This is a genomic window from Curtobacterium sp. NPDC089185 (assembly GCF_040685235.1).
Classification (GTDB): Bacteria; Actinomycetota; Actinomycetes; order Actinomycetales; family Microbacteriaceae; genus Curtobacterium; species Curtobacterium citri.
On record NZ_JBFBHK010000006.1, the window covers coordinates 173,793 to 185,404 of the forward strand.

The 11,612-nt window shown below is 71.7% G+C and carries 10 protein-coding genes; 9 read left to right on the forward strand and 1 reads right to left on the reverse strand.

Annotated features, from left to right (window positions below):
• Window positions 1-3: 3 nt before the first annotated feature.
• The 8 genes from AB0N84_RS08755 (at window position 4) to rbfA (ending at window position 10,128) form a co-directional block, all read left to right on the forward strand.
• On the forward strand, window positions 4-1,452 hold the full coding sequence (locus tag AB0N84_RS08755) for a cytosine permease (protein WP_363545302.1): 1,449 nt from the start codon (window positions 4-6) through the stop codon (window positions 1,450-1,452).
• Complete coding sequence (locus tag AB0N84_RS08760) at window positions 1,449-2,015, forward strand: isochorismatase family protein (RefSeq protein ID WP_363545305.1); 567 nt, start codon at window positions 1,449-1,451, stop codon at window positions 2,013-2,015. Before AB0N84_RS08755 ends, AB0N84_RS08760 begins: the two co-directional genes overlap by 4 nt.
• A gap of 50 nt (window positions 2,016-2,065) precedes the next feature.
• The gene (gene ispG, locus AB0N84_RS08765; protein WP_069711351.1) at window positions 2,066-3,199 is read left to right on the forward strand and encodes a flavodoxin-dependent (E)-4-hydroxy-3-methylbut-2-enyl-diphosphate synthase; all 1,134 of its coding nucleotides are present in this window, start codon (window positions 2,066-2,068) and stop codon (window positions 3,197-3,199) included.
• A 95-nt stretch (window positions 3,200-3,294) separates the two neighbouring features.
• Window positions 3,295-5,049 carry a proline--tRNA ligase gene (locus tag AB0N84_RS08770; protein ID WP_363545308.1) on the forward strand — a complete coding sequence of 585 codons (1,755 nt, stop codon included), beginning with the start codon at window positions 3,295-3,297 and terminating at the stop codon, window positions 5,047-5,049.
• Window positions 5,050-5,250: 201 nt separating this feature from the next.
• Complete coding sequence (nusA, locus tag AB0N84_RS08775; protein WP_069710778.1) at window positions 5,251-6,246, forward strand: transcription termination factor NusA; 996 nt, start codon at window positions 5,251-5,253, stop codon at window positions 6,244-6,246.
• A 106-nt stretch (window positions 6,247-6,352) separates the two neighbouring features.
• Window positions 6,353-6,670 carry a YlxR family protein gene (locus AB0N84_RS08780; protein ID WP_069710779.1) on the forward strand — a complete coding sequence of 106 codons (318 nt, stop codon included), beginning with the start codon at window positions 6,353-6,355 and terminating at the stop codon, window positions 6,668-6,670.
• 75 nt (window positions 6,671-6,745) lie between these two features.
• Window positions 6,746-9,586, forward strand: coding sequence for a translation initiation factor IF-2 (infB, locus tag AB0N84_RS08785; protein WP_069710780.1), 2,841 nt, complete (start codon window positions 6,746-6,748; stop codon window positions 9,584-9,586).
• A 92-nt stretch (window positions 9,587-9,678) separates the two neighbouring features.
• Complete coding sequence (rbfA, locus tag AB0N84_RS08790) at window positions 9,679-10,128, forward strand: 30S ribosome-binding factor RbfA (protein WP_182046824.1); 450 nt, start codon at window positions 9,679-9,681, stop codon at window positions 10,126-10,128.
• 19 nt (window positions 10,129-10,147) lie between these two features.
• On the opposite strand, the gene AB0N84_RS08795 is transcribed toward rbfA, so the two are convergent.
• Window positions 10,148-10,927 carry an A/G-specific adenine glycosylase gene (locus tag AB0N84_RS08795; protein ID WP_363545313.1) on the reverse strand — a complete coding sequence of 260 codons (780 nt, stop codon included), beginning with the start codon at window positions 10,925-10,927 and terminating at the stop codon, window positions 10,148-10,150.
• A gap of 172 nt (window positions 10,928-11,099) precedes the next feature.
• Between AB0N84_RS08795 and AB0N84_RS08800 the strand changes: the two genes are divergently transcribed.
• Entirely contained in the window at window positions 11,100-11,546 is a 447-nt protein-coding gene (locus AB0N84_RS08800; RefSeq protein WP_182046823.1) for a hypothetical protein, read from the forward strand.
• Window positions 11,547-11,612 lie beyond the last annotated feature (66 nt).

The following is an 11,612-nucleotide window of genomic DNA, read 5'->3' on the forward strand; positions in this document are numbered from 1 at the left end:
CGAATGAGCACAGCGCCCGACGTCCGCACCGTGGAGCGGCAGGGGACCGACGTCATCGCCGAGTCCGACCGCAAGGGCACACCGAGGGGCCTGTTCTGGCCGTGGTTCGCCGCGAACGTGTCCGTGCTCGGCCTGAGCTACGGCTCGTTCGTGCTCGGCTTCGGCATCTCGCTCCTGCAGGCCACCGTCGTGTCGGTCGTCGGGGTGGCGTTCTCGTTCCTGCTCTGCGGGATCGTGGCGATCGCCGGCAAGCGGGGCTCGGCGCCGACGATGGTGCTGAGCCGCGCCGCGTTCGGCGTGCGGGGCAACCGGCTGCCGTCGTTCCTCAGCTGGGTGCTCACCGTCGGGTGGGAGACGGCGCTCGCGTCGCTCGCCGTGCTGGCGACGTCGACGGTCTTCCGTGAGCTCGGCTGGGACGACGGCGTCGTGACGAAGCTCGTGGCGCTGCTGGTCGTGGCCGCGCTCGTCGTCGGTGCGGGCATCGCCGGCTTCGACGTCATCATGCGCCTGCAGACGGTCATCACCGTCGTCACCGCGGTGCTGACGGTCGTCTACGTCGTGCTCGCCGTGCCGTCGATCGACCCCGGTGCCCTCGGGGCGCTGCCGGCCGGCAGCACGCAGAACGTCGTCGGCGCGCTCGTCCTCGTGATGACCGGGTTCGGCCTCGGCTGGGTGAACGCCGCCGCGGACTACTCCCGGTACCTCCCGCGGTCGTCGTCGACGGGCGGGGTGGTCTGGTGGACGACGTTCGGCGGAGCGCTCGCCCCGGCCGTGCTCGTCGTCGTCGGGGTCCTGCTGGCCGGGTCGTCGAAGGACCTGGACGCCGCGATCCGCATCGACCCGATCGGTGCGCTGACGACGATCCTGCCGGTCTGGTTCCTGATCCCCTTCGCCCTCGTTGCGATCCTCGGGCTCGTGGGTGGCGCCGTGCTCGACATCTACTCGTCCGGGCTCGCGCTGCTGAGCGCCGGCGTCCGCATCCCGCGGCCCGTCGCTGCTGGCGTCGACGGGGTGTTCATGGTCGCGGGCGCGGTCTACGTGGTGTTCTTCGCGAAGGACTTCGTCAGCCCCTTCCAGGCGTTCCTGGTCACCCTCGGCGTGCCGGTCGCCGCATGGGCCGGGGTGTTCATGGCCGACGTGTTGCTGCGTCGTCGCGCGTACGCCGACACCGAGCTCGACGACGTCCGCGGTCGCTACGGCGACATCCGCTGGTCGGCCATCGGGCTCGTGGTGCTGGGGACCGCGCTCGGGTGGGGGCTCGTGACGAACACCTACGGGGTGCCCGCCTGGCTCAACTGGCAGGGGTACCTGCTCGGACCGTTCGGCCTCGGCGGCCGCACGGGTGACTGGGCCTACGCGAACCTCGGTGTCCTCGTGGCGCTCGTCGTCGGCTTCGTCGGCACGGTGCTCGGCGCACGCGGCTCCGTGCGCCGCCAGGAGGCGGGCGCGTGACCGTGACGGTGCCCGCGGAGGCGTGGCTCGTCGCGATCGACCTGCAGCGCGTCTTCTCCGGCGACAGCCCCTGGGCGGCACCGCGGTACGACGACGCGGCGGCCGGCACCGCGCGGCTGCTGCCCCGGTTCGTCGGGCGCACGGTGCTCACCCGCTTCGTCGCACCCGAGCGGCCGGAGGGCGCCTGGGCGCCGTACTACCGTGACTGGCCGTTCGCGCTCGTGCCCGACGCGGACCCGCTGTACGCGCTGACCGAGCCGTTCGCCGCGCACCGGGACGTCCCCGTCGTGACGGAACCGACGTTCGGCAAGTGGGGGACGAGCCTCCGGGCCGTCGTGGGCGACCACCCGCACCTCGTGCTCACCGGGGTCTCCACGGACTGCTGCGTGCTCAGCACGGCGCTGGCCGCGGCCGACGCCGGAGCGACCGTGACGGTCGTCGCCGACGCGTGCGCCGGCGCGAGCGACGTCGACCACGAACGGGCCCTGGCGGCGATGCGCCTGTACGCCCCGCTGATCACCGTCGTCGACCGCGGCGCCGACCTGGTCACCAGCGCCGGGTGAGGTCACCGGCACGGCGTAGAGTGACGCCCGTGCCAGCAGTGAACCTCGGTCTGCCGAAAGTCCCCGCAACCCTGAGCCCGCGCCGGAAGTCGCGGCAGATCCGGGTCGGGAAGGTCCTCGTGGGCGGCGACGCCCCGGTCTCCGTGCAGTCGATGACGACGACGCCGACGACGAACATCAACGCGACACTGCAGCAGATCGCCGAGCTCACCGCGTCCGGCTGTGACATCGTCCGCGTCGCGGTCCCCAGCCAGGACGACGCGGACGCGCTGCCGATCATCGCGAAGAAGTCGCAGATCCCGGTCATCGCCGACATCCACTTCCAGCCGAAGTACGTCTTCCAGGCGATCGACGCCGGGTGCGCGGCGGTCCGGGTCAACCCGGGCAACATCCGCAAGTTCGACGACCAGGTCGGCGCCATCGCCCGCGCCGCGAAGGACGCCGGGGTGAGCCTGCGCATCGGGGTGAACGCCGGCTCCCTCGAGCCGAGCCTGCTGCAGAAGTACGGCAAGGCGACCCCGGAGGCACTCGTCGAGTCCGCGGTCTGGGAGGCGAGCCTGTTCGAGGAGCACGACTTCCACGACTTCAAGATCTCGGTCAAGCACAACGACCCGATCGTCATGGTGCAGGCCTACCGCCAGCTCGCCGCGGCGGGGGACTGGCCGCTGCACCTCGGCGTCACCGAGGCCGGCCCCGAGTTCCAGGGCACGATCAAGAGCGCCACGGCGTTCGGCATCCTGCTCGCCGAGGGCATCGGCGACACCATCCGCGTCTCGCTCTCCGCCCCGCCCGCGCAGGAGGTGAAGGTCGGCCTGCAGATCCTGCAGTCGCTCAACCTCCGCGAGCGCAAGCTCGAGATCGTCTCCTGCCCGAGCTGCGGCCGTGCACAGGTCGACGTCTACCAGCTCGCGAACGACGTGACGAAGGGGCTCGAGGGCATGACCGTGCCCCTCCGCGTCGCCGTCATGGGCTGCGTCGTGAACGGCCCGGGAGAGGCCCGTGAGGCCGACCTCGGCGTCGCCTCCGGCAACGGCAAGGGGCAGATCTTCGTCAAGGGCGAGGTCGTCAAGACCGTCCCCGAGCACGAGATCGTCCGGACCCTGATCGCCGAGGCGAACCGCATCGCGGACGAGATGGGCCCGGACGCAGCGCCGGGCACGCCGCAGGTGGTCACCACGGCCTAGGGCCGACCCCCTTCCGGACGGGAGGCGCCTGGCTGCCCCGCCACGTGCCTCCCGTCCGTCGTCGTCCCGCGACCACCGCCGCTAGGCTTGCGTCCGTGGTCACACGGCTCTCCCATCTGTTCCTCCGCACGCTCCGCGACGACCCCTCCGACGCCGAGGTGACGAGCCACAAGCTGCTCGTCCGCGCCGGGTACGTCCGTCGCCAGTCGCCGGGCATCTTCGCGTGGCTGCCGCTCGGCCTCCGGGTCCGCCACAAGATCGAGGACATCATCCGCGAGGAGATGGTCGCGGCCGGCGCGCAGGAGGTCCTGCTGCCCGCACTCCTGCCCCGCGAGCCCTACGAGGCGACGAACCGGTGGACCGAGTACGGCGACGGCATGTTCCGCCTGCAGGACCGCAAGGGCTCCGACTACCTGCTCGCGCCGACGCACGAGGAGATGTTCGCGCTGCTCGTGAAGGACCTGTACGGCTCGTACAAGGACCTGCCCGTCACGCTCTTCCAGATCCAGGACAAGTACCGCGACGAGGCCCGACCCCGCGCCGGACTCCTGCGCGGCCGCGAGTTCACCATGAAGGACGCGTACTCGTTCGACCTCACCGACGAGGGGCTCGAGCGCAGCTACCAGGTGATGCGCGACGCCTACGAGCGGATCTTCGCCCGCCTCGGCCTCGAGTACGTCATCGTCAAGGCCGACGCCGGCGCGATGGGCGGCTCGAAGTCCGAGGAGTTCCTGCACCCGATCGGTGTCGGCGAGGACACCTTCGTCCGCAGTGCCGGCGGCTACGCGGCCAACGTCGAGGCGTACGTCACGCCGGTGCCGGATGCGCTGCCGATCGACGGCCAGCCGGAGCCCGTGACGCTGCCGTCCGCGGACACCCCCACGATCGACACGCTCGTCGCGCACGCCAACGCGGTCGCGCCGCGCGACGGCGCCCCGTGGACCCCCGCCGACACCCTGAAGAACGTCGTGCTCGCGCTGACGCACCTCGACGGCACCCGCGAGGTCGTCGTCGTCGGGCTCCCCGGCGACCGCGAGGTCGACCTCAAGCGCGCCGAGGTGGCGTTCGCCCCGGCCGAGGTCGAGGCTGCCGGCGACGACGACTTCAAGCGGCACCCGGGCGTCTTCGTCAAGGGCTACATCGGCCCGCAGGTCCTCGGCGCCGAGAGCGACTCGGGCATCCGGTACCTCGTCGACCCCCGCGTCGTCGAGGGCACGGCGTGGGTCACCGGTGCGAACGAGCGCGGGGTGCACGTCTCCGGACTGGTGATGGGCCGTGACTTCACCGCCGACGGCGTCGCCGAGGTCTCCGACGTCCGCGCGGGCGACCCCGCGCCCGACGGCTCCGGCCCGCTCGAGACCGCCCGCGGCATGGAGATCGGGCACGTGTTCCAGCTCGGCCGCAAGTACGCCGAGGCGCTCGACCTGAAGGTGCAGGACGAGAACGGCAAGCTCGCGACCGTCACGATGGGCTCGTACGGCATCGGCGTGACGCGCATCCTCGCGATCCTCGCCGAGGCGCACAACGACGAGAAGGGCCTCGCCTGGCCCAGGGAGGTCGCCCCGTTCGACGTCCACGTCGTCGCGACCGGCAAGGACCAGGTCGCCTACGACCTCGCCACGACGCTCATCGACACCCTCGAGGGTGAGCGGTACGACGTCGTGTACGACGACCGTCCGAAGGTCTCGCCGGGCGTGAAGCTCCGCGACGCCGAGCTGCTCGGCGTCCCCGTGGTCGTCGTGGCCGGGCGGAACGCCGCCGACGGCGTCGTCGAGCTGTGGGACCGCCGCTCGGGCGAGCGGCGCGACGTACCGGTCGCCGAACTGCTCGAGGCGGTCCGCGCGATCTGATCGCGACCCCCTGACGGACTGGCGCGCCCCGCTCGGCGGCGACGCGGAGCGTTGCGCGGGGCGCGCCGACCGAGCCTGCGAGGGAGGGCGGTACCGGCATCGCGCCTCCAGTCCGTCTCGTGGTTCTGGGGTACGCTTGTGGCCGACTTCTGCGCAGTTCCACCCGCAGGAGCGACTCAGCTGAATAACGGAGGCACCTCGGTGAAGATCGATCTCGCAGTCCTGCGACTCATGGAGCGTGAACGGGAGATCCCGTTCGACGAACTCGTCCGGATCATCGAACAGGCCATCCTGACGGCGTACCAGAAGCACCGCACCGAGAACGACGAGCACGTCGACCCGCAGGCGCGCGTCGAGCTCGACCGCAAGTCCGGTGAGGTCTCGGTGTACGTGCCCGAGCGTGACGAGGACGACAACGTCGTCGGCGAGGCCGTCGACCAGCCGAGCGACTTCGGCCGCATCGCCGCCTTCGCCGCCAAGCAGGTCATCAACCAGCGGCTGCGGGACATCGGCGACGACAAGATCCTCGGTCAGTTCCGCGGCAAGGAGGGCGACATCGTCGCGGGCGTGATCCAGCAGGGTCCGAACCCGAAGATGGTGCACGTCGACCTCGGCACGGTCGAGGCGATCCTGCCGCCCGAGGAGCAGGTGCCGGGCGAGGAGTACAAGCACGGCAACCGCATCCGCGTGTACGTCACGAGCGTCGGCCGCGGACCGAAGGGCCCGCAGATCACGGTCTCGCGCACGCACCCGGGCCTGGTCCGGAAGCTCTTCGCGCTCGAGGTCCCGGAGATCGCCTCGGGCGTCGTCGAGATCACCTCGATCGCCCGCGAGGCCGGGCACCGCACGAAGCTCGCGGTGAAGGCCAACGAGCCCGGCGTCAACGCCAAGGGTGCCTGCATCGGTGAGCTCGGCGCCCGCGTCCGCGCGGTGACGACGGAGCTCGGCACCGAGAAGATCGACATCGTCGACTGGTCGTCGGACCTGTCGTCGTTCGTCGCGAGCGCGCTGTCGCCGGCGAAGGTCACGAGCGCGTTCGTGCTCGACGCCTCGACGAAGGCCGTCCGCGCCCTCGTGCCGGACTACCAGCTGTCGCTCGCCATCGGCAAGGAGGGGCAGAACGCCCGTCTCGCCGCCAAGCTCACCGGCGCGCGCATCGACATCCAGCCCGACAGCATCCTCGACGGGGACGACTGAGGGGCGGGCACCGGAGCACGTCGGGCGGTGGCCGCCGCCCGACGTGTTCCGCTGGTGGCGTGACCCGACCGGGCGCGCCGGATCGCGGTCGTCGGAGGCAAGGAGTATGGTGGTTCCCGTCAGAACGTGCATCGGCAGTCGTCGCCGTGCTCCCCGATCCTCCCTCCTCCGTGTCGTCGCCCTGAGCGACGGTCGTGTCGTGGCGGATCCGAAGGCAGTCATGCCGGGCAGGGGGGCGTGGCTCACCCCGACCGTCGAAGCCTACGAACTGGCCGTCAAGCGCCGGGCCTTCCGCCGGGCGCTCCGGCTGGATCGCGAACCCGACACGTCCGCAGTGCTCGACCACCTGCACGGCCTCGCAGCCGAGCAGTCGGGCGGACACCAGGACACGACAGAACAGGCTGAACGGCTTATGGACAACTGATGAGCGGCTCGAAGTGAGACCCGTCATCCAGTGAGTCCTGCCCCCTTCGCGGGGTGGGACCCGTGAAGGAGAACAGTGGCAAAACCACGCGTACACGAGATCGCATCCGAACTCGGTGTCGACAGCAAGACCGCAATGGAGAAGCTCAAGGAGCTCGGCGAGTTCGTCAAGGGCCCGAGCTCCAGTGTGGAACCCCCCGTCGCGCGCAAGCTCCGTGCTGCGCTGCAGGCGTCCGGCGCCTCGACGGCGTCGAAGCCCGCCGCTCCGGCGGCCCCGAGCGCCGCTGCGGCGTCCGGTGCCCCGAAGTCCGGCACCCCCCGGTCCAGCGCCCCGAAGCCCGGCGGTCCCCGCCCGGGTCCGGCGCGCCCGGCGCCCGCACCCCAGGCCGAGCCCGAGGTCCAGGCGGCACCCGCCGCCGACGTGCCCGCGCCGGCCGCCCCGAAGTCGGTCGCGCAGCGGCAGGCTGAGGCCGAGGCCGCCCGCAAGGCAGCCGAGGTCGAGAAGGCCGCCGAGGCGTCCGCGCCGAAGGGTGACGCCGTCAAGCCCGGCGGTGCCCCGAAGCCGGGTTCCGCCGCCGGTCCGAAGCCGGGTGGCCCGAAGCCGGGCGCCCGTCCCGGCAACAACCCCTACGCGTCGAGCCAGGGCATGGGCTCGCGCCCGCCGCGTCCGGGCAACAACCCGTTCGCGTCCAACCAGGGCATGGGTCAGCGTCCCGCCGGCGGTGCCGGTGGTGGCAACGGCATCCCGCGTCCGGCCCCGCCGCGCCCGGGCGTCCCGCGTCCCGGTGCGCCGCGTCCCGGTGGCCCCGGCCAGGCGAACCGTCCCAACGGCTTCGGGCAGCGCCCGGGCCAGGGTGGCGGTCGTGGCGGCCCCGGCGGTCGTCCGGGCGGTGCCCCGGGTGCCGGTGGCGGCTTCCCCCGTCCGGCCTTCAGCGGCCCGCGTCCCGCCGGTGGCGGCGGCCGTGGCCGTGGCCCCGGTGGTGGTACCGCCGGTGCGTTCGGTCGCGGTGGCGGCAAGAGCCGTGCCCGCAAGTCGAAGCGGACGAAGCGCGCCGAGTACGAGATGCGGCAGGCGCCGTCGCTCGGCGGTGTGCAGGTCCCGCGCGGCGACGGCAACACGGTCGTCCGTCTGCGTCGCGGTGCGAGCATCTCGGACTTCGCGGACAAGATCGACGCGATGCCCGGCAACCTGGTGACGGTGCTCTTCCACCTCGGTGAGATGGCGACCGCGACCGAGTCGCTGGACGAGGCCACGTTCGAGGTCCTCGGCGAGGAGCTGGGCTACAAGATCCAGATCGTCTCGCCCGAGGACGAGGACCGTGAGCTCCTCGAGGGCTTCGACATCGACATCGACGCCGAGTACGCCGACGAGGACGACTCCGTCCTGCAGCAGCGTCCCCCGGTCGTCACCGTCATGGGTCACGTCGACCACGGCAAGACCCGCCTGCTCGACGCCATCCGCAACTCGAAGGTGGTCGAGGGCGAGGCCGGCGGCATCACGCAGCACATCGGTGCGTACCAGATCGTCACCGAGCACGAGGGCATCGAGCGTCCGATCACGTTCATCGACACCCCGGGTCACGAGGCCTTCACGGCCATGCGTGCCCGTGGTGCCCAGGTGACGGACATCGCGATCCTCGTGGTCGCGGCGGACGACGGCATCATGCCCCAGACGATCGAGGCGCTGAACCACGCCCAGTCGGCCGGTGTGCCGATCGTGGTCGCGGTGAACAAGATCGACAAGGAGGGCGCGAACCCGGCGAAGGTCCGGCAGCAGCTCACCGAGTACAACCTGGTGGCCGAGGAGTACGGCGGCGACGTCATGTTCGTCGACGTGTCGGCGCGCAACAACGTCGGTATCCAGGACCTCCTGGACGCGGTGCTGCTCACGGCGGACGCGGGGCTCGACCTGCGTGCGAACCCCGACAAGGACGCCCGCGGTGTCGCGATCGAGGCCCGACTCGACAAGGGTCGCGGTGCGGTCGCCACGGTGCTCATCCAGTCCGGCACGCTGCACGTCGGTGACGCCATCGTGGCGGGCACGGCCTACGGCCGGGTCCGTGCGATGACCGACGAGAACGGTGTGGCGGTCAAGGCCGCGACGCCGAGCCGTCCGGTGCAGGTGCAGGGTCTGTCGTCGGTGCCGCGCGCCGGTGACACCTTCCTGGTGACCGAGGAGGACCGTACGGCCCGCCAGATCGCCGAGAAGCGTGAGGCCGCCGAGCGCAACGCCCAGCTGGCCAAGGCCCGCAAGCGCATCTCGCTCGAGGACTTCACCCGCGCACTCGAAGAGGGCAAGGTCGACTCGCTCAACCTCATCATCAAGGGTGACGTCTCCGGTGCCGTCGAGGCACTCGAGCAGTCGCTCCTGGACATCGAGGTCGACGACAGCGTCCAGCTCCGCATCCTGCACCGCGGTGTGGGCGCGATCACGGAGTCGGACATCGACCTGGCCACGATCGACAACGCGATCGTCGTCGGCTTCAACGTCCGTCCGGACGTCAAGGCCCGCGAGCGTGCGGCCCGCGAGGGCATCGACGTGCGCTTCTACTCGGTCATCTACAACGCACTCGAGGACATCGAGCAGTCCCTCAAGGGCATGCTCAAGCCCGAGTACGAAGAGGTCCAGTCGGGTGTCGCCGAGATCCGCGAGGTGTTCCGCTCCTCGAAGTTCGGCAACATCGCGGGTGTCATCGTCCGCTCCGGCACGATCACGCGCAACGCCAAGGCGCGCGTCATCCGTGACGGTGTGGTGCTCGCCGACGGCCTGGCCATCGAGTCGCTGCGTCGCTTCAAGGACGACGTCACCGAGGTCCGCACGGACTTCGAGGCCGGTATCGGTCTGGGCAAGTACAACGACATCCAGATCGGTGACGAGATCGAGACCACCGAGCTCGTCGAGAAGCCGCGCGACTAGTTCCACGGTTACCCTGGGCCCCGGCCTCCTTCACGGGAGGCCGGGGCCCGTCCCCGTTCCACGCACGACGTTCATCTCCACAGGAGGACCCCATGGCCGATCCGCAGCGCGCACGCAAGATGGCGGACCGCATCAAGGAAGTCGTCGCCCGACGGCTCGACAAGGGCCTGCGTGACCCGCGTCTCGGCTTCGTCACCATCACCGACGTCCGTGTCACCGGTGACCTGCAGCACGCGTCGGTGTTCTACACCGTGTACGGCTCCGACGAGGAGCGCGCCGACTCCGCTGCGGCGCTCAAGGCCGCGACGGGCATGCTCCGCAGCGAGGTCGGCAAGAACATCACGGCCCGGCTCACGCCGTCGCTCGAGTTCATCGCCGACGCCCTGCCGGAGACGTCCGCGCACATGGAGGACCTGCTCGCGCAGGCCCAGGTCCGTGACGCGCAGGTGCGGGCCGCCTCGGCCGGCGCCCAGTACGCCGGCGACGCCGACCCGTACAAGCACGACGAGGACGAGGACGACGAGGACGAGGCGCGCGCCTAGTCCTCACTCACTCACTCGCTCACTCGCTCGGGAGCGTGTACCCACCCGCATCGTCGCCGACGGCCAGTCCGTCGCGGAGCAGCGAGGTGAGTGCACGCTCCCGCTGTGCGTCGTCGGGCCAGACGAGGTCGATGTCGGAGCGCAGCACCGGCACGTCGCTCGACCGCAGCTCGGCCATGATCAGTCCCCGCACCTGCCGGTCGCTCCCGGCGAACCGCGCCTGCTTCGGGGCCCGCGGCCCGTCGTGCTCGGGGTAGCCGGCCGCCCGCCACGCGCACCGGTCGGCGATCGGGCAGGCGTCGCACGCGGGGGAGCGGGCGACGCAGACGAGCGCACCGAGCTCCATCGCCGCGGCGTTCGTCGCGGCGGCGTCGGCACGGTCCGCCGGCAGCACCGACTCCATGAGCGGCAGGTCCTGCTTCGCCTTCGCGGGGCCCGGCTCGGCGTGGCCGAGGACCGCGCGGGCGAGCACCCGGCGGACGTTGACGTCGACGACCGGGTGCCGGTCGCCGTACGCGAAGACCGCCACCGCCCGCGCGGTGTAGTCGCCGATCCCGGGGAGTGCGAGCAGGGCGTCGACGTCGCGCGGGACGACGTTGTCGTGCCGCTCGGCGATCGCCGTCGCGGCCGCGTGGAGCGCGAGGGCGCGCCGCGGGTAGCCGAGCCGGTCCCAGGCGCGCACCGCGTCCGCCGGGGGTGACGCCGCGAGGTCCGCAGGGGTCGGCCAGCGGGTGAGCCACGCCTCCAGTCGGGGGACCACCCGCGCCACCTGCGTCTGCTGCAGCATGATCTCGCTCACCAACGTTCCCCAGGCGGGGAAGCCTGGGCGGCGCCAGGGGAGGTCCCGCGCCTCGGCGCGGAACCAGGCGACGAGTGGGGTGGCGAGGTCGGGGCGGGTCACGCCCGTCGTGTCGTCCACAGACGGCCGGGAGGCTGCGCTCGCGTTCACCACGACAGCCTACGGTGGGTGCATGGCACGCTGGGCACCGCAGGAGACCGACACGATGGCTGCGATCGCGGGCGAGGTGATCGCGCAGGTCGGGACGAACCGCACCGTCGTCGGCATCGACGGGCAGGAGGGCACCGACCTCGAGCGCGTCGCCGCCGCACTGGTCACGGGCTTCCAGCAGCACGGCGTCTCCGCGATGGCCGCGGCCGCTCCGTCGCCCGATGCGGACGTCCTGCGCTCGGACGTCGTCACGCCGTTCCGGACGACGGGTGCGGGCGAGGGCGTCCTGGTCGTGCACGGACAGGGGCTCCTCGCAGCGGGCGCCCGGGGCCTCTGGCGCTGGTCGCTGTGGGTCGAGCAGGAGGCCGGCCGTCTCGAGCGTCGTGCCGACGTGAAGATCGCCGCGTCCGCGGTGCTCGACGTCACCGACCCGGAGCACCCCCGTCGCGAGTGGAACGACGCCTGCTGACGCAGGAGGTTCCGACGCGGTCTCCCGCGCCCGCTCCGGTGCGGGCGGCGCTGGTACCCTCGTCCG